Origin of the sequence: Streptomyces sp. NPDC058326 (genome assembly GCF_042879855.1) — a bacterium.
Lineage (GTDB): Bacteria > Actinomycetota > Actinomycetes > Streptomycetales > Streptomycetaceae > Streptomyces.
Map to the genome: position 1 here is coordinate 325,903 of NZ_JBHVZO010000004.1, position 16,497 is coordinate 342,399.

General features: G+C 69.9%; 20 protein-coding genes. 6 read left to right on the top strand and 14 right to left on the bottom strand.

Features of this window, described 5'->3' with window-relative positions; translation table 11 throughout:
* Positions 1–35: 35 nt before the first annotated feature.
* The 8 genes from rpsS to ACFVYX_RS10220 all read right to left on the bottom strand — a co-directional run bounded on the left by rpsS (position 36) and on the right by ACFVYX_RS10220 (position 5,187).
* Entirely contained in the window at positions 36–317 is a 282-nt protein-coding gene (gene rpsS / locus ACFVYX_RS10185) for a 30S ribosomal protein S19 (RefSeq protein WP_015035577.1), read from the bottom strand.
* 12 nt (positions 318–329) lie between these two features.
* Complete coding sequence (gene rplB, locus ACFVYX_RS10190; protein WP_030318653.1) at positions 330–1,166, bottom strand: 50S ribosomal protein L2; 837 nt, start codon at positions 1,164–1,166, stop codon at positions 330–332.
* 40 nt (positions 1,167–1,206) lie between these two features.
* Positions 1,207–1,530: a 50S ribosomal protein L23 gene (gene rplW / locus ACFVYX_RS10195; RefSeq protein WP_024755407.1), complete on the bottom strand. Its 324-nt coding sequence runs from the start codon at positions 1,528–1,530 to the stop codon at positions 1,207–1,209.
* Positions 1,530–2,180 (bottom strand): 50S ribosomal protein L4, encoded by a 651-nt coding sequence (gene rplD / locus ACFVYX_RS10200; protein WP_389680878.1) that lies wholly within the window; start codon positions 2,178–2,180, stop codon positions 1,530–1,532. The genes rplW and rplD overlap by 1 nt, the downstream gene beginning before the upstream one ends.
* 7 nt (positions 2,181–2,187) lie before the next feature.
* Positions 2,188–2,832, bottom strand: a complete 645-nt coding sequence (gene rplC / locus ACFVYX_RS10205) for a 50S ribosomal protein L3 (RefSeq protein WP_017239574.1) — start codon at positions 2,830–2,832, stop codon at positions 2,188–2,190.
* A gap of 13 nt (positions 2,833–2,845) precedes the next feature.
* On the bottom strand, positions 2,846–3,154 hold the full coding sequence (gene rpsJ, locus ACFVYX_RS10210; protein ID WP_003948644.1) for a 30S ribosomal protein S10: 309 nt from the start codon (positions 3,152–3,154) through the stop codon (positions 2,846–2,848).
* 432 nt (positions 3,155–3,586) lie between these two features.
* Complete coding sequence (locus tag ACFVYX_RS10215) at positions 3,587–4,828, bottom strand: RNA polymerase sigma factor (protein WP_389680879.1); 1,242 nt, start codon at positions 4,826–4,828, stop codon at positions 3,587–3,589.
* Positions 4,825–5,187: a YciI family protein gene (locus tag ACFVYX_RS10220; RefSeq protein ID WP_389680880.1), complete on the bottom strand. Its 363-nt coding sequence runs from the start codon at positions 5,185–5,187 to the stop codon at positions 4,825–4,827. The genes ACFVYX_RS10215 and ACFVYX_RS10220 overlap by 4 nt, the downstream gene beginning before the upstream one ends.
* 185 nt (positions 5,188–5,372) lie before the next feature.
* Between ACFVYX_RS10220 and ACFVYX_RS10225 the strand changes: the two genes are divergently transcribed.
* Positions 5,373–7,355, top strand: coding sequence for a PIG-L family deacetylase (locus ACFVYX_RS10225; RefSeq protein ID WP_389680881.1), 1,983 nt, complete (start codon positions 5,373–5,375; stop codon positions 7,353–7,355).
* A 97-nt stretch (positions 7,356–7,452) separates the two neighbouring features.
* Here the strand turns inward: ACFVYX_RS10225 and tuf are convergent, their stop codons facing one another.
* The 5 genes from tuf to ACFVYX_RS10250 all read right to left on the bottom strand — a co-directional run bounded on the left by tuf (position 7,453) and on the right by ACFVYX_RS10250 (position 12,555).
* A complete protein-coding gene (tuf, locus tag ACFVYX_RS10230; protein WP_026058274.1) occupies positions 7,453–8,646 on the bottom strand; it encodes an elongation factor Tu in 1,194 nt (397 codons plus the stop codon).
* Positions 8,647–8,797: 151 nt separating this feature from the next.
* The gene (fusA, locus tag ACFVYX_RS10235) at positions 8,798–10,927 is read right to left on the bottom strand and encodes an elongation factor G (protein ID WP_389680882.1); all 2,130 of its coding nucleotides are present in this window, start codon (positions 10,925–10,927) and stop codon (positions 8,798–8,800) included.
* 39 nt (positions 10,928–10,966) lie between these two features.
* Positions 10,967–11,437, bottom strand: coding sequence for a 30S ribosomal protein S7 (rpsG, locus tag ACFVYX_RS10240; RefSeq protein WP_351213415.1), 471 nt, complete (start codon positions 11,435–11,437; stop codon positions 10,967–10,969).
* Positions 11,438–11,439: 2 nt separating this feature from the next.
* Positions 11,440–11,811: a 30S ribosomal protein S12 gene (gene rpsL / locus ACFVYX_RS10245; protein WP_003948652.1), complete on the bottom strand. Its 372-nt coding sequence runs from the start codon at positions 11,809–11,811 to the stop codon at positions 11,440–11,442.
* 294 nt (positions 11,812–12,105) lie between these two features.
* On the bottom strand, positions 12,106–12,555 hold the full coding sequence (locus ACFVYX_RS10250) for a helix-turn-helix domain-containing protein (RefSeq protein ID WP_389680883.1): 450 nt from the start codon (positions 12,553–12,555) through the stop codon (positions 12,106–12,108).
* A gap of 222 nt (positions 12,556–12,777) precedes the next feature.
* Here ACFVYX_RS10250 and ACFVYX_RS10255 point away from each other — a divergent pair, with 222 nt between their 5' ends.
* Genes ACFVYX_RS10255 through ACFVYX_RS10265 form a run of 3 tightly spaced genes read left to right on the top strand, consistent with a single transcriptional unit; the run spans position 12,778 to position 14,028 of the window.
* Positions 12,778–13,065, top strand: a complete 288-nt coding sequence (locus tag ACFVYX_RS10255) for a WhiB family transcriptional regulator (RefSeq protein ID WP_389680884.1) — start codon at positions 12,778–12,780, stop codon at positions 13,063–13,065.
* A complete protein-coding gene (locus tag ACFVYX_RS10260) occupies positions 13,058–13,831 on the top strand; it encodes a hypothetical protein (RefSeq protein ID WP_389680885.1) in 774 nt (257 codons plus the stop codon). The genes ACFVYX_RS10255 and ACFVYX_RS10260 overlap by 8 nt, the downstream gene beginning before the upstream one ends.
* Complete coding sequence (locus ACFVYX_RS10265) at positions 13,825–14,028, top strand: hypothetical protein (RefSeq protein ID WP_389680886.1); 204 nt, start codon at positions 13,825–13,827, stop codon at positions 14,026–14,028. The genes ACFVYX_RS10260 and ACFVYX_RS10265 overlap by 7 nt, the downstream gene beginning before the upstream one ends.
* Positions 14,029–14,082: 54 nt before the next feature.
* On the opposite strand, the gene ACFVYX_RS10270 is transcribed toward ACFVYX_RS10265, so the two are convergent.
* Positions 14,083–14,916 (bottom strand): hypothetical protein, encoded by an 834-nt coding sequence (locus ACFVYX_RS10270; RefSeq protein WP_389680887.1) that lies wholly within the window; start codon positions 14,914–14,916, stop codon positions 14,083–14,085.
* A gap of 343 nt (positions 14,917–15,259) precedes the next feature.
* Between ACFVYX_RS10270 and ACFVYX_RS10275 the strand changes: the two genes are divergently transcribed.
* Together ACFVYX_RS10275 and ACFVYX_RS10280 are read left to right on the top strand one after the other, a co-directional pair.
* A complete protein-coding gene (locus ACFVYX_RS10275; protein WP_389680888.1) occupies positions 15,260–15,670 on the top strand; it encodes a hypothetical protein in 411 nt (136 codons plus the stop codon).
* 127 nt (positions 15,671–15,797) lie between these two features.
* Positions 15,798–16,412, top strand: coding sequence for a phage tail protein (locus tag ACFVYX_RS10280; protein ID WP_389680889.1), 615 nt, complete (start codon positions 15,798–15,800; stop codon positions 16,410–16,412).
* Positions 16,413–16,497: the final 85 nt, after the last annotated feature.

The window sequence follows — 16,497 nt, forward strand, 5'->3', positions numbered from 1 at the left end:
TTCCAGTGTCTGTCATGGTCGATTCCACCCCGCTACTAGCGGCGCTTCGACTTCCGGTCGTCCTTCACGTGACCCCGGAAGGTGCGCGTCGGCGAGAACTCGCCGAGCTTGTGGCCGACCATCGACTCGGTGACAAACACCGGAATGTGGGTCTTGCCGTTGTGCACCGCGATCGTGTGGCCGAGCATGGCCGGGATGATCATCGAGCGACGGGACCAGGTCTTGATGACGTTCTTGGTACCGGCTTCGTTCTGAGCGTCCACCTTCTTTACGAGGTGGCCGTCAACGAAGGGTCCCTTCTTGAGACTGCGCGGCATCTAAACCCGCTCCTAGCGCTTCTTGTTCGTCTTGCGGCGGCGGACGATGTACTTGCTCGAAGCCTTCTTCGGCGAGCGAGTACGACCCTCCTTCTGACCCCACGGGGAGACCGGGTGGCGACCACCGGAGGTCTTGCCCTCACCACCACCGTGCGGGTGGTCCACCGGGTTCATCGCCACACCGCGGACGGTCGGGCGAACGCCCAGCCAGCGCTTACGGCCGGCCTTGCCCCAGTTGATGTTCGACTGCTCGGCGTTGCCGACCTCGCCGATGGTGGCGCGGCAGCGGGCGTCGACGAGACGGATCTCACCGGACGGCATACGAAGGTGGGCCATCGTGCCCTCCTTCGCGAGCAGCTGCACGGAGGCACCAGCGGAGCGCGCGAACTTGGCGCCGCCACCGGGACGGAGCTCGATCGCGTGGATCGTGGTACCGACCGGGATGTTGCGGAGCGCCAGGTTGTTGCCGGGCTTGATGTCCGCGCCGGGGCCGTTCTCGACGCGGTCACCCTGCGTCAGACCCTTGGGGGCGATGATGTAGCGCTTCTCGCCGTCCACGTAGTGGAGCAGCGCGATGCGCGCGGTGCGGTTGGGGTCGTACTCGATGTGAGCGACCTTGGCCGGCACGCCGTCCTTGTCGTGACGACGGAAGTCGATCACGCGGTAGGCGCGCTTGTGGCCGCCACCCTGGTGTCGAACCGTGATCCGACCGGTGTTGTTACGGCCGCCCTTGCTGTGCAGGGGGCGGACCAGCGACTTCTCCGGCGTGGACCGCGTGATCTCGACGAAGTCGGCTACGGAGGAGCCACGGCGGCCCGGCGTAGTCGGCTTGTACTTGCGGATTCCCATTTCTCAGTCCTCGTCCGATTCCGGACGATCCAGACCGCCGTTAGGCGGTCGGACCGCCGAAGATGTCGATACGGTTACCCTCGGCAAGGGTCACGATGGCGCGCTTGGTGTCCTTGCGCTTACCGAAACCGGCCTTGGTGCGCTTGCGCTTGCCCTGGCGGTTGATCGTGTTGACCCCGGTGACCTTGACCGAGAAGACCGCCTCGACGGCCTGCTTGATCTGGGTCTTGTTGGAGCCAGGCGCGACGATGAACGTGTACTTGTTCTCGTCCAGCAGGGCGTAGCTCTTCTCCGAGACGACCGGCTTGACGAGAATGTCGCGCGGGTCCGAGAAGGTCTTGCTGGTGACGACGGCCTCAGTCATCAGGCGTCGCTCCCTTCGGTCTCAGCGGTCTGGGGGCCAGACACGAAGGACTCGAGGGCGGCCTGGGTGAAGACCACGTCGTCGGAGACGATCACGTCGTACGTGTTGAGCTGGCCCGGCTCCAGGATGTGCACCTGGGGCAGGTTACGAGCGGACAGCCACGCGGCCTCGTCGGAGCGCTCGGCGACCAGGAGCAGGTTCTTGCGCTCCGAGATCTTGCCGAACAGCGTCTTCGCGGCCTTGGTGGAGATCTCACCCTCGACCACGCCGGTCACGACGTGGATGCGGGAGTGGGTGGCCCGGTCCGAGAGGGCACCGCGGAGGGCGGCGACCTTCATCTTCTTCGGGGTCCGCTGCGAGTAGTCACGCGGCTGCGGGCCGTGGACGACGCCACCGCCGGCGAACTGCGGGGCGCGGGTCGAACCCTGACGGGCGCGGCCGGTGCCCTTCTGGCGGTAAGGCTTCTTGCCACCACCGCGGACTTCGCCACGGGTCTTGGTCTTGTGCGTGCCCTGACGGGCCGCGGCCAGCTGCGCGACGACGACCTGGTGGATCAGCGGGACGCTGACCTTGGCGCCGAAGATCTCCGCGGGGAGGTCGACGGTCCCGGCCTTGTCGCCTGCCGGCGAAAGGATGTCAATGGTGCTCATCGGTTCCTCAAACCCCCTTGGCCGCGGTGCGGACCAGGACGAGGCCACCGTTCGGGCCGGGGACGGCGCCCTTGATGAGCAGCAGACCCTTCTCGGCGTCAACGGCGTGGACGGTCAGGTTCTGGGTGGTCACACGCTCGTTGCCCATGCGACCGGCCATGCGCATGCCCTTGAAGACACGGCCCGGGGTGGCGCAGCCACCGATGGAACCGGGCTTGCGGTGCACGCGGTGGGCACCGTGCGACGCCTTGCCACCACGGAAGTTGTGGCGCTTCATGACACCGGCGAAGCCCTTGCCCTTGCTCTTGCCGGTGACGTCGACCTTCACGCCGGCCTCGAAGAGCTCGGCGGTGATCTCCTGGCCGAGCGTGTACTCGGAGGCGTCAGCGGTGCGGAGCTCCACCAGGTGGCGGCGCGGGGTGACGTCGGCCTTGGCGAAGTGACCCTTGAGGGGCTTGTTCACCTTGCGAGGGTCGATCTCGCCGAAGGCGATCTGGACCGACTCGTAGCCGTCGACGTCGTTCGTACGGACCTGGGTCACGACATTGGGGCCGGCCTTGACGACGGTCACCGGGACGACCCGGTTGTTCTCGTCCCAGACCTGCGTCATGCCGAGCTTCTCGCCCAGGATGCCCTTGATGTTCTTAGCCATCTCGCGCGTCACCTCAGAGCTTGATCTCGATGTCGACGCCCGCCGGCAGGTCGAGGCGCATGAGCGAGTCAACCGTCTTCGGCGTGGGGTCGAGGATGTCGATGAGGCGCTTGTGCGTGCGCATCTCGAAGTGCTCGCGCGAGTCCTTGTACTTGTGCGGCGACTTGATGACGCAGTACACGTTCTTCTCAGTGGGCAGCGGCACCGGGCCCGCGACCGACGCACCAGTGCGGGTCACCGTCTCGACGATCTTCTTCGCCGAGGAGTCGATGACCTCGTGGTCGTAGGCCTTGAGCCGGATGCGGATCTTCTGTCCCGCCATGGCTACTAGTAGTCCTTTGTCTCGTTAACGCTCTGGACTCGGGGGGTTCTCTTGACTCTGTCTCCGACCCACGCGGTCGGGCGTGTCGCACTCCCTCTACGCAGAAATCCCGTAAGGATTTCCCAACCAAGGGGGTGCGGTCCCAGAACCGCGAGCCGGGGGCAGAACACCACCCGAGTGCCTGGTCTGCACCCCGCTGACGCTTCCCAGAAGATTCCCGTACGTCCGCCCCTGAGAAGGGACGACGAGTACTGTGGGACTCGCTTCCGGTCCTCCCGACGGGAGGCGCGCAGCATCGGCACTCAACCGAGCAACCCCGACAGTCTGCCATACGGGGCCATCCGGCCGCCAATCGGAACCGGAGACTGTACCCCACGTCACGTACGGTCATGCGCCGGGGCGCGTGCGCCGGATCCGGCCGTCCCCTCCGTCTCATCCCAAACGCCGTGCGCGCTCCGTGAGATGGCGCCGCTCGGGGGCGCTGGTCGTCCGGCGGGCCGCCTCCCGGTAGGCGACGGCCGCCGCCTCCCCGTCGCCGAGGAGCTCGAGGAGATGGGCCCGGGTGGCGAGCAGCCGGTGGTGCCGGGCCATGCGCTTGTCCTCGGCGACCTCGTCCAGGAGGGCGAGGCCGGCCCCCGGGCCGTCGACCATGGCGACGGCCACCGCGCGGTTGAGGGTGATCATGGGGTTCGGCCCGGTCCGCTCCAGGAGCTCGTAGAGCGCGAGGATCTGCGGCCAGTCGGTGGCCCCGGCGGACTCCGCCTCGTCGTGGACGGCCGCGATGGCCGCCTGCAGCTGGTACGGGCCGACCCGGCCGCGCGGCAGGGTGCGGCTGATCAGCGCGACGCCCTCCGCGACGAGGCCGGCGTCCCAGCGCCCCCGGTCCTGCTCCGCGAGCGGCACCAGCTCGCCGTGCGGGCCCGTACGGGCCGGCCTGCGGGCGTCCGTGAGCAGCATCAGAGCGAGCAGGCCCGCCGTCTCCTCGTCTTCCGGCAGCAGCCGGTGGAGCAGGCGCGTGAGCCGGATCGCCTCCGTGGACAGCTCGGGCGCGGTGAGCTCGTCCCCGCCGCTTGCCGTGTAGCCCTCGTTGAAGACCAGGTAGAGCACGTGCCGCACCTCGGCGAGGCGGGGCGCCCGGTCCTCTCCCTCGGGCAGCATCAGAGCGCCGCCCGCCGCCTTGATCGTCTGCTTGGCCCGGCTGATCCGCTGCGCCATGGTCGACTCGGGTACGAGGAAGGCGGCGGCGATCTGCGCGGTGGTGAGGCCGCCCACCGCCCGCAGGGTGAGCGCGATCCGGCTGGGCGGCGAGAGGTCGGGGTGACAGCAGAGGAAGAGCAGGGACAGGGAGTCGTCCCGGTCGGTCCCCGGCGTCTCGTCCGCGGCGCGCGCGAGGAGCGCGGAGTCCGGAGTGGCGAGGGCCACGGCGTCCTCGCGGCGCCTTCGCGCGGCCTCGCTGCGGACCAGGTCGATGTACCGGCGGGCGCCGACGGTGAGCAGCCAGCCGCGCGGCTGCTCGGGAACGCCCTGCCGTGGCCACTGCTCGGCGGCGGCGATCAGGGCCTCCTGGACGGCGTCCTCGCAGAGGTCGAAGTCGCCGTACCGCCGCACGAGCGCGCCGAGGACCTGCGGCGCACAGGTGCGCAGCAGGCCCTCAATGGTGTCGGTGCCGGTCACACGTCCGCCGCGGACTCGTGCAGGACCGGCCACAGCTCGACGGGGTCGACGTCCGCGAACGGCATGTCGGCGGCGATCTCCTGGGCCCGCTCCAGGCTGTCGCAGTCCAGCAGGTAGAAGCTGGCCAGGTACTCCTTGGTCTCCAGGTACGGGCCGTCGGTGACCGCCGGGGCGCCGCCCTCACGCCGTACCAGCTGGGCGGCCGCGGCGTCGGCGAGTCCGTACGCGCCGACGAGCTCGCCGCTCTCGCGGTACTTCCGGTTGAAGGCCTCCTGCCGGGCGATCGCCTCGGGCCAGGCCTCGGCGGGGAAGGAGTCCCACTTGGCCTGGTTGCCGTAGATCATCGCGACGTACTTCATCTCGGGTGTCCTCCCCGTCCCGCGCGCCCTCGTGGCGCGCTGTCACCCTTCGGTCGGAGCCATGATCTCCCGTTCGACATCCCTCGGCGAAGTTCCCGGATCTTTTTCCCACGCCGTCCGCACGGCACAACCTCCTCGCCCGCGAGGCCGTCTTCCAGGCGAACCTCTGAGCGAAGGACCCGTACGTGCAGCCCACCCCACCCCGCCGGCGAACGGTGCTCGCCGGCGCCCTCGCCGTCGCCTCGGCCGCCGCCGGGTGCTCCGTACCGGAGCCGCGGCGGACCGCGCCGACCGCCGATCCGGCGCCGGGGAAGCCGATCGCCCCCGCGCGGGCCCGGCGGGCGCTCCTCATGCAGTTCTCCGCGCATCCGGACGACGACCTGTACTTCATGAACCCGGACACGCAGCGACTGCTCGATGCGGGCGTCCCGCTCGTCTCCGTGTACGTGACGGCCGGCGAGCACACGGGCCGGAACCGGATCGCGGGGATGCCCCGGACTCCCCCGGACCGGGCGGCCTACTCGGCCGCCCGCCACCAGGGTCTGCGCCAGTCGTACGCCGTGGCGCTCGGCCTTCCGGTGTTCACGCCGTGGCGGCGGGAGACGCTGACGCTGCCCGGCGGCCGGCGGGCCGAGGTCGACACGCTCACGCACGGCACCCGCCGGATCGAACTGGTCTTCCTCAACCTGCCGATGCACACCTCCCGCCGGTACATGGCCATGCCCGCGCTCTGGGAAGACCGGGCCCTCGAGGTGCGGACCCATCTGCCGGCAGGTTCCCCCGTCACCCGAGCGGAGACCTACGACTACGACCAGCTGGTCGCCGCCCTCGCCCGGCTGCTCGCCCGCTACCGGCCCACGGTGGTGCACACCCTGGACCCCGACCCGGACATCCAGGACGGCGACGACGCCACCCGGCGGCGGAACTCCGAGCAGCCGGGGTACTCGGACCACGGGGACCACACGGCGGTCGCCTGCTTCACCTGGGCGGGGCTCGCCCGCTGGGTCTCGGACGCGGTCCGCGACGGCGAACCCATACCGGCGTTCACGACGACCGCGTTCCGCGGCTACTACAACCGGCACTGGCCGAAGAACCTCCCGCCCGCGGTCCTGGCGGAGAAGGCCGCGCGTCTCGTCCCGTACGGCGGGGATCCGGACTGGCGGTGCGGGAACCCCTCGGGCTGCGGCGACTACGGCGTCGGCGGCGACCGGCCGCTGACCAACCGCAAGGGCTGGGTCCGCTCCACGCACCACCGCTGGCCGGGGGCGGGCCCGGTGCTCGCCGAGGAGCCCGACGGACAGCTCTCGGCGTACGGGGTCCTCGGGCTGCGCGCGGTCCGCTGGCGCGAGTCGGCGCCCGGGCTCTGGGGCGAACCGGCAGACCTCGGCGGCGGTCCGCTCGCGCCCGCGCTCGGTTCGGCGGTGCTGGGCGACGGCCGGGTGCTGCTCTTCGGGGTGCGGTTCGCCGCGCTCGACGGGCACGGCGGGGCGAACCGGCGCGAGGTGGTGCTCCTGGAGCAGCGCTCCCCCGGCGGCCCGTTCCTCGCCTGGCGGGGCCTGGGCTGCCCGGAGCGCGGCGACGACCGGGGACGGCGGATCGGCGCCCCGGTGGCGGCCTTGGCCCCCGACGGCCGGGTCCATCTCTTCGTGAGGAACGCGGACAAGGGCGTCTCGACGCGGATACGGGCGACGGACGGCTCCTGGGGCCCCTGGCGGACGCTGCCGGGGGACGCGGAGATCCAGGACGGCCTGGCGGTCTCGGTGGACGCCGCGGGCCGGGTGCACGTCTACGCGGCGGGGCGGGAGTCCGTACGGCACTGGGTGGACGGTGAGGAGCGTACGGGCCGGCTGCCGCGCTCCGGGTCCACGGTGGCCAGCGCGGACGGCGCGCTCTACTTCCGGGCTCCCGCGGCCGCGAAGCTGCGCGGTCCGGGCGGTGACGCCGGTCTCGACGGGTACGGAGGAGTGGTCGCCGCGCGCTCGGCGGCCCTCGGGACCGTGCTGCTCGGCACGGATGTCCGGGGCCGGGTGACCGTGCGGGCCGGGGGCCGCTCCCGTACCCGTACGAAGGGCGCGGCGGCGGTGTCCGCCGCGCCGCACCTGGGGTCGGGCGGGGTGACCGTGGTGGGCATCGGCGCGGACGGACACCCCTGGAGCTGGCGGCCGTAGGGGTGTCTTGTCGTCGAAGGGAACGCGAGAAGGCCCCGCACCGAGAGGTGCGGGGCCTTCTGCTTGCAGCTCGTGGAGCTACCGGGTCACTTCAGGATCAGGCAGTGATCTTGACGACCTGGCCGGCGCCGACGGTCCGGCCACCCTCACGGATGGCGAACTTGAGGCCCTCCTCCATGGCGATGGGCTGGATCAGCTCAACGCTCATGGCGGTGTTGTCGCCCGGCATGACCATCTCGGTGCCCTCGGGGAGGGTCACGACGCCGGTCACGTCCGTGGTACGGAAGTAGAACTGCGGGCGGTAGTTGTTGAAGAACGGGGTGTGACGGCCACCCTCGTCCTTCGACAGGATGTAGGCCTGCGCCTCGAAGTTCGTGTGAGGCGTGACCGAACCCGGCTTGATGATGACCTGGCCGCGCTCGACATCCTCGCGCTTGATGCCACGGAGGAGCAGACCGACGTTCTCACCGGCCTGGCCCTCGTCGAGCAGCTTGCGGAACATCTCGATACCGGTGACCGTGGTGGTGGTCTTCTCGGTCTTGATGCCGATGATGTCGACGGTCTCGTTGACCTTGAGGATACCGCGCTCGATACGACCGGTGACGACGGTGCCACGACCGGTGATCGTGAAGACGTCCTCGATCGGCATCAGGAACGGCTTGTCGACGTCACGCTCGGGCTGCGGGATGGACTCGTCCACCGCGTGCATGAGGCCGAGGAGCTTCTCGCCCCACTCCTTGTCGCCCTCGAGCGCCTTCAGCGCCGAGACGCGGACGACCGGCAGGTCGTCGCCCGGGAACTCGTACTCGGAGAGGAGCTCACGCACCTCGAGCTCGACGAGCTCCAGGATCTCCTCGTCGTCCACCATGTCGGCCTTGTTCAGGGCGACGACGATGTACGGAACGCCGACCTGGCGGGCCAGGAGCACGTGCTCCTTGGTCTGCGGCATCGGGCCGTCGGTGGCCGCGACCACGAGGATGGCGCCGTCCATCTGCGCCGCACCCGTGATCATGTTCTTGATGTAGTCCGCGTGACCGGGGCAGTCGACGTGGGCGTAGTGACGCGACTCGGTCTGGTACTCGACGTGCGCGATCGAGATCGTGATACCGCGCTGGCGCTCCTCGGGAGCCTTGTCGATCTGGTCGAAGGCCGAGGCCTCGTTCAGGTCCGGGTACGCGTCGTGCAGCACCTTGGTAATGGCGGCCGTGAGGGTCGTCTTACCGTGGTCGATGTGACCGATGGTGCCGATGTTGACGTGCGGCTTAGTCCGCTCGAACTTCGCCTTCGCCACGGGGGTCCTCCTGGAGAGTGGTTCTGTACGCCTTGCTTCATCGGCGCCAGGTGATCTTTGCTGGGATGCCAGTCGCCGGGGCCCGTTCCTCGGGTTGCGGGGTCCGAGCCCCGACGACTGGTGTCAAGCCTAAAGCGTGAACTCGGGAGAGTTACTCGCCCTTGGCCTTCGCGATGATCTCCTCGGCGACGTTCCGCGGAACCTCGGCGTAGGAGTCGAACTGCATCGAGTAGCTTGCGCGACCCGAGGTCTTGCTGCGGAGGTCGCCGACGTAGCCGAACATCTCCGAAAGGGGCACGAGGCCCTTCACGACGCGAGCGCCGCTGCGCTCCTCCATGGCCTGAATCTGACCACGGCGGGAGTTGATGTCGCCGATGACCTCACCCATGTAGTCCTCGGGCGTGGTGACCTCGACGGACATCATGGGCTCGAGGATGACCGGCGAAGCCTTGCGCGCGGCCTCCTTGAAGGCCTGCGAACCGGCGATCTTGAACGCGAGCTCGGAGGAGTCGACCTCGTGGTAGCCACCGTCGAGAAGAATGACGCGGACGCCCGTCATCTCGTAGCCGGCCAGGATGCCGAACTGCATGGCCTCCTGCGCACCCGCGTCGACCGAAGGGATGTACTCCTTCGGGATGCGGCCACCGGTGACCTTGTTCACGAACTCGTACGAGGCGTCGCCGCCCTCGATGGGCTCGATCGCGATCTGCACCTTGGCGAACTGACCGGTACCACCGGTCTGCTTCTTGTGGGTGTAGTCAAGTCGCTCGACGGCCTTGCGGATCGTCTCGCGGTACGCGACCTGCGGCTTGCCGACGTTCGCCTCGACCTTGAACTCGCGACGCATGCGGTCGACGAGGATGTCGAGGTGAAGCTCGCCCATACCACCGATGATGGTCTGGCCGGTCTCCTCGTCCGAGTGCACCTGGAAGGAGGGGTCCTCCTCCGCGAGACGCTGGATGGCGACACCCAGCTTCTCCTGGTCACCCTTGGACTTGGGCTCGATGGCGACCTGAATGACCGGGGCCGGGAAGTCCATGGACTCCAGGATGACCGGGTTCTTCTCGTCGCACAGCGTCTCACCGGTGGTGGTCTGCTTGAGGCCCATGACGGCGACGATGTCGCCGGCGCCCACCGAGTCGATCTCCTCACGCTTGTTCGCGTGCATGCGGTAGATCTTGCCGATGCGCTCCTTCTTGCCCTTGACGGAGTTCAGCACCGCGGTGCCGGCCTCCAGGCGACCGGAGTAGATCCGGACGAAGGTGAGCTTGCCGAGGTGCGGGTCGCTCGCGATCTTGAACGCGAGGGCCGACAGCGGCTCGTCGTCGGACGGCTTGCGCCGCACGATCTCCTCCGCGTCCTTGACGCTGTGGCCCTCGATGGCCTCGACGTCCAGGGGGGAGGGGAGGTAGCGGACGACCGCGTCGAGCAGGGGCTGGACGCCCTTGTTCTTGAACGCGGTGCCACAGAAGACGGGGGTGATCGTCTTCTCGCCGCCACCCTTGCCGGAGGCAATGGTGATGCGACGGACGGCGGCGTAGAGCTGCTCCTCGGTGGGCTCGACGCCCTCGAGGAAGAGCTCCATGAGCTCCTCGTCGTTCTCCGCGACGGTCTCGACCAGCTTCGCGCGCCATTCCTCGGCGAGCTCCGTGTGCGAGGCCGGGATGTCGACGACGTCGTACATCTCACCCTTGCTGGCCTCGGCGGACCAGACAAGCGCCTTCATGCGGACCAGGTCGACAACGCCCTGGAAGTCCATCTCGGAACCGATGGGGAGCTGCATGACGATCGGGACGGCGCCGAGGCGGTCCACGATCATGTCGACGCAGCGGAGGAACTCGGCGCCCGTACGGTCGAGCTTGTTGACGAAGCAGATGCGCGGCACGCCGTAGCGGTCCGCCTGACGCCAGACAGTCTCGGACTGGGGCTCGACGCCGGCCACACCGTCGAACACGGTGACAGCACCGTCGAGCACGCGCAGCGAACGCTCCACCTCGACGGTGAAGTCGACGTGACCCGGCGTGTCGATGATGTTGATCGTGTGATCGACATTCTCGAGCGGCCAGTGACAGGTCGTCGCGGCGGACGTGATCGTGATGCCGCGCTCCTGCTCCTGCTCCATCCAGTCCATCGTGGCAGCGCCGTCGTGGACTTCACCGATCTTGTACGAGACGCCGGTGTAGAACAGGATCCGCTCGGTGGTGGTCGTCTTGCCCGCGTCGATGTGCGCCATGATGCCGATGTTGCGCACCTTGGCAAGGTCAAGCGAAGTGGTAGCCATATCGGCTCAGTCTTCTCTCGGTCTCGATGTGGGTTGCGACTACCAGCGGTAGTGCGCGAAGGCCTTGTTGGACTCGGCCATCTTGTGCGTGTCCTCACGCTTCTTGACGGCCGCACCGAGGCCGTTCGAGGCGTCGAGGAGCTCGTTCATGAGGCGCTCGGTCATGGTCTTCTCGCGACGGGCGCGGGAGTAACCGACGAGCCAGCGGAGGGCCAGCGTGGACGCGCGGCCCGGCTTGACCTCGATCGGCACCTGGTAGGTGGCGCCACCGACACGGCGGGACTTGACCTCAAGAGCCGGCTTGACGTTCTCAAGAGCGCGCTTCAGCGTGATGACCGGGTCAGCACCGGTCTTCTCGCGGAGGCCCTCCATGGCGCCGTAGACGATGCGCTCGGCGGTGGAGCGCTTGCCGTCCAGCAGGATCTTGTTGATCAGCGAGGTGACAAGAGGAGAGGCGTAGACCGGGTCGATGATGACCGGGCGCTTCGGGGCGGGGCCCTTACGAGGCATTCTTACTTCTCCTTCTTGGCGCCGTAGCGGCTGCGAGCCTGCTTACGGTTCTTGACGCCCTGCGTGTCGAGGGAACCGCGGATGATCTTGTAGCGAACACCCGGCAGGTCCTTCACACGGCCACCGCGCACGAGCACGATGGAGTGCTCCTGCAGGTTGTGGCCCTCACCCGGGATGTAGGCCGTGACCTCGATGCCGGAGGTCAGACGCACACGCGCGACCTTACGGAGGGCCGAGTTCGGCTTCTTCGGGGTGGTCGTGAACACACGCGTGCAGACGCCACGACGCTGAGGGGAACCCTCGAGTGCGGGCGTCTTGTTCTTCTCGACCTTGTCCTGCCGGCCCTTACGGACCAGCTGCTGGATCGTAGGCACTACTTCTCCGGTTTCTGTGTGCCGTCGGTGAAACTAACCTGGAACATTCGCCGACCCACGCGGTCGGGTGTGTCGAATCTCGCGGATCTCCGCCGGGGCGGAAAAGGCACGGGATCACGGTGGCCGGTATCGGACTCGCCTTGCGGTTGAGGACACGCACGCGAGCCCAGGCACACCCCAGGCACAAGGCATGAGCGTACCTATCGCATGGACTCCGGTCAAAACAAATGCCCACGCGCACGCGGTCCCGGCCGTGACGGGCCGGGACCGGGCGGGGTCAGGACGCCGCCGGAGTCAGTCCCGGGCCGTGCGGCGGGGTTCCGCGGCCCCGGCCGGCCGCTCCGCCTCCGCGTCGGGTTCCAGGAACTGGTTCACGACCTTGACGAAGACGCCCATGCGGTCGTCGGGCACCCCGAGCCAGCGGGCGAAGTCCTCCATCGAGGGCTGCCAGTCACTCGGCGGCAGCAGATCCTCCGCCATCGGCAGCTCCTCGGGGGTCACGCGACCGGACCGGATCAGCATGTCGCGGACGGAGACGCCGAGCAGCGGGGCGATCCTGCGCATGGTCTCCAGGTCGGGCATGCTCTGCCGCTGCAGCAGGCGCGTCACGGCGGCGCGGTGCACCCCCGCCTCGTCCGCGATCCGGGACTTGCCACCGCCGCGCGGGCTGTCGATGTCGTAGCCGCGCTGTCGCATCAGGCCTTCGACCCAGCCTGCGAACTCGTCCAGCCCTCGAGTGGTCATGTCCAGCTCCTCACTCCACTCCTCCGGTTTTCAACTCTAGCGTGCTTGCGCGCACAGAATTACCTGGTTTCGGGTACGCAACGTGGCGAAATCGTGGAGACGCGCACGAAGGGGCGCCGGCGACTCCTCCTTTATTTGTTGCGCGCTCGCACGCAACGTGTAAGTCTGGCTCGCCGCCGCACTCGTCGGCCCCGAGCCCCACCGGCTCCGGAGGCCCGGACCGTGGAGACCCTCTTGTTCCAGACCGACCCCACCCCCTGGCAGGCCGCCGCCGCGTGCAGCGGCCTCTCCCCGTCCGTCGTGTTCGCCCGCCGCGCCAAGGAGGCGGCCCCGGCCCTGCGCGCCTGCTCGGCCTGCCCCGTCCGCCGCGAGTGCGAGTCGGCGGTGGCCCCCGCCGAGAGCTACTTCGACGGCGTCTGCGCGGGCCGTCTGTGGCGCAACGGCCGCCCGGCGGACCAGCGGCGCGTGGCGAAGGCGCTCGCGCCGGCGAGGAGCCGCCGCCGTGTCTGACCGCACCGCCCGGACCGCGGAGCCCGCGCGGGACGCCTCCTCCGGCACCACCGCCGCACCCGTGCTGCGGGACATCGCGCTCTGGACCGCCTCGCTCGTACGCCACTTCCCCGAGCTCGCCGAAGAGCTCGCGCCCGGCCGCCGCGGCCCCGCCGGAGGCGCACCCGCTCCCTCCCCCGCGGGCCGTGACGAGCAGATCCGCGAGGAGCGCCGCGAGGCGCTGCTCCTCCAGCAGCGGCACGGGCTCGCCGTCCCCGGCCACGGCGCCGCCCCGATCAGGCTCCACGTCTCCGACGCCATCCGTGACATCACCGACGGGGTGGTGGAGCTGGAGGAGGCGGTCTGCGCCCGGCTCGCGCTGGCACGGCCGCCCCGCGCCGGGGTGCTCGACCGGCTCCGCCGGGTGGTGCGGCTGCTCGACGCGATCGCGGCCCACCCGGATCTGGCCCGGCACGTCCGCGACGAGATCCGGCGGATGGCCCGGCGGTGCGCCCGGACGCTGGGCGACTCCGAGACGGTCGTCCGGGTGTCGGGGCGCTGCCCCTGGTGCGACTCGGTGTCCCTGCGGGCCTTCCCCGACCGGCGCGCGGTGCTCTGCGTCAACCCGGCCTGTGCGTGCGCGGACGAGGAGTGCGGCTGTCAGGACGACCCGGCCTACCGGCATCTGTGGCCGGAGCGGGAGTGGGCGGAGCTCGCCGCCGCGTCCGGGTCCCGTACCGAGGAGATCGAGACCGCGATGGACCACCAGGAGGAGCCCGCATGCTGAGCCGGACCGCCCTGCCGGCCCTGATCCCCGGGCCACTGGCAGCCGAGGAGGCGGGGGTGGCCCCCGCGACGATCCGGAAGTGGGTCCAGCTGGGCCATCTGACCGCCGCGGGCCGGGCGGGCCGGGCGCAGCTCTTCCGCCTCGAGGACGTGTTCGCCGCCGAGCGGACCGCCCGCCGCCGCCCCCGTACCGCCTGATCCCCTTCCCGTACGAGCAGCGCCCCGTGTCCCTCCCGGACACGGGGCGCTTCGTCATGCCGCCAGGAAGCGGTGGAGGGAGTCGGTGAGGGCGGCGACGAAGCGGTCGCGGGTCTCCTCCGGCACGAGGTCCAGGGAGAGGTAGGGGTTGAGGTCCTCCAGTTCGACGAGGAGCAGCTCGCCGCCGGGGGCGCGGCAGGCGTCCACGCGCTGGATGCCGTGGTCGAGGGTGTTCCAGTCGACGAAGCGGCGGGCGAAGGCGAGGTCGTCCCGGGTGGGCTCGTACGGCTCCAGGACCCAGCGGCGTTCGGGGTCGGGGGCGTAGAGGGCGTACTGGAAGAGGTCGTCGACGAAGTAGAAGGAGACCTCGTACCGGAAGTCGACGCGGGGCTGGACGAGGAGCTCGCCGTGGGTGAGGCCGGCGAGTGCTGTGAGGTCTTCGTATCGGACGAAGCGCAGTCCTATGGAGTCGGCGCCGGCCTTGGGCTTGACGGCGTAGGCGGCGGCCGCGGGGAGGCGGTGGAGGTCCTCGGGCCGGTCGACGGTGGGGATGACGGGGTATCCGGCGGCCGTGAGGTCGAGGAGGTACTGCTTGCCGGCCATGTCGCCGCGCCCGTGCAGGGGGTTGTAGACGCGGGTGTCGCGGGCGAGTGCCCGGTCGCGGAAGGCGTCGTACTCCCGCTGGTGGCCGAGGACCGGGCCGCTGTTCCGTACGACGACGGCGTCGAAGGCGTCCATGAGGGCGGCGGCGTCGCACGGGTGACAGAGCGCCAGGTCGAAGTCGTCGCGCAGCCGGGCGGTGAGGCCGATGTCCTCGTCGCAGTAGCGCCGTCCGCGGGCCGGGTAGGCGAGGTCGGTGACGTACAGGAGGGTGGGGCGGGCGGTCACGGGGCGGCTCCTCGGTCGGTGACGGTCACGGTATCGGGGCGCTCGTGGGCGGGCCGTACGGGTGACCGGGCGGCGCCCTCGTGGGCGGGCCGTACGGGTGGCCGGGCGGCGCACCCGCGCGCGAGCCGTCGACGCCCGCGGCGATGTCGTACGCGGGAGAGCCGTCGAATTAGTTGCGTGCGCGCACGCTCCCTGTCACAGTTGGTGCAGCGGCGGAGCTGCGCCCGGAGAACGGGCGGCGGCTTCGCCGTTCGCCGTCCGGGCGCGGCTCCGCGCCCGCCCCCTCCCGCCGGAGCGCCCCGGACGGCGCCCCGCCCGTACCCCTCTCCGAGGAGAAACCGTCATGACCACTCCCCCGAGTGCGTTCCCGGACGTCGAGAAGCTGGTCGTCGACGTCCTCAAGGCCGACCCGGCCCTGGCCGGCGCGACCATCGCGGTCAACCCGCCGGCCGGCTTCGACGGCACCCAGAGCGCCGTCCTGGTGAACCGCCGCGGCGGCGCCTGGATCGGCGACCTGCACGTCGACATGCCGCTGATCGAGTTCGAGGTGTACGGGCCGACGAAGAACGCCGCCCACGTCCTCGCCAACGGCGCCCGCCGGGCCCTGCTCGCCACCATCGGCAAGCAGATCGGCGCCAACAACGTCGTCCACGACGTCGAGGAGCAGGACGGACCGCGCTGGCTGCCCGACTACCTCTACCGGGGCGCCAACCGCTACCTCTGCGTCATCCGCCTCTCCCTGAGCGTGTTCTAGACGCCCTTCGAGCGCCCTCCCGCCGCTCGCCCCACAGACCAGGCCCCGCCGTCCGGCGGGGCCTTTGCCGTACCCGGGACCGACAGCACCGGGGCGGCGCCTCACCCCACCCAAGGAGAAAACCACCATGGCAGGAAGCAACTCGGCCGAGATCCGCGTCGCCGGTACCGGCAAGCTCTACGTCGCCGCCGCCGGCGCCGACGCCCCGACCGCCTTCGGCACCGACGCGGCGGCCGACTGGACCGGCGCGGGCTGGAAGGACCTCGGCTTCACCACCGGCGACGGCGTGACCTTCGCCAAGAAGGACAAGCTGGAGCCGATCGACTCGTGGCAGTCGGTCTCGCCGGTGCACTTCATCTACTCCAGCCGTGATCTCTCGCTGAAGTTCTCCATGCTCCAGTTCAACGAACTGACGCTGCCCTTCTTCATGGGCGGCGGCAAGGTCGAGGCCGACCCGGCCACGTCCACGGAGACCTACAAGTACGAGATCGCCGAGCGTCCGTACGCGGACGTCCGCGCCCTCGGCCTGGAGTTCACCGACGTCAAGGCCGGTGGCACCACCGCGGTCACCTACCGCTTCATCATCCCGCGCGGCCAGGTCACCGCGTCCGACGACATCAAGCTGGCCCGTAAGGCCGCGTCCCAGCTGGGCGTGACCTTCACGGCCATGTCGCAGGGCGACGGCAAGCCGCTGGCGACCTTCCTCATGAAGGACAGCCAGTACGGCACCGCGGCCGTCTGATCCCTCTCCCCCCGGGGCCGGGCCGGGGGCCCCCCCCCCCCCCCCCCCCCCCAGCCCAAGCACAGAGATGTCAACCACAAAACCA

Coding starts and splice junctions, on each gene's coding strand:
- ACFVYX_RS10275 (WP_389680888.1), top strand. CDS start 15,260: ATGACCACTCCCCCGAGTGCGTTCCCGGACGTCGAGAAGCTGGTCGTC.
- rplC (WP_017239574.1), bottom strand. CDS start 2,832: ATGGCTAAGAACATCAAGGGCATCCTGGGCGAGAAGCTCGGCATGACG.
- ACFVYX_RS10280 (WP_389680889.1), top strand. CDS start 15,798: ATGGCAGGAAGCAACTCGGCCGAGATCCGCGTCGCCGGTACCGGCAAG.
- ACFVYX_RS10265 (WP_389680886.1), top strand. CDS start 13,825: ATGCTGAGCCGGACCGCCCTGCCGGCCCTGATCCCCGGGCCACTGGCA.
- rplB (WP_030318653.1), bottom strand. CDS start 1,166: ATGGGAATCCGCAAGTACAAGCCGACTACGCCGGGCCGCCGTGGCTCC.
- rplW (WP_024755407.1), bottom strand. CDS start 1,530: ATGACTGAGGCCGTCGTCACCAGCAAGACCTTCTCGGACCCGCGCGAC.
- rpsJ (WP_003948644.1), bottom strand. CDS start 3,154: ATGGCGGGACAGAAGATCCGCATCCGGCTCAAGGCCTACGACCACGAG.
- rpsG (WP_351213415.1), bottom strand. CDS start 11,437: ATGCCTCGTAAGGGCCCCGCCCCGAAGCGCCCGGTCATCATCGACCCG.
- fusA (WP_389680882.1), bottom strand. CDS start 10,927: ATGGCTACCACTTCGCTTGACCTTGCCAAGGTGCGCAACATCGGCATC.
- ACFVYX_RS10250 (WP_389680883.1), bottom strand. CDS start 12,555: ATGACCACTCGAGGGCTGGACGAGTTCGCAGGCTGGGTCGAAGGCCTG.
- rplD (WP_389680878.1), bottom strand. CDS start 2,180: ATGAGCACCATTGACATCCTTTCGCCGGCAGGCGACAAGGCCGGGACC.
- rpsS (WP_015035577.1), bottom strand. CDS start 317: ATGCCGCGCAGTCTCAAGAAGGGACCCTTCGTTGACGGCCACCTCGTA.
- ACFVYX_RS10220 (WP_389680880.1), bottom strand. CDS start 5,187: ATGAAGTACGTCGCGATGATCTACGGCAACCAGGCCAAGTGGGACTCC.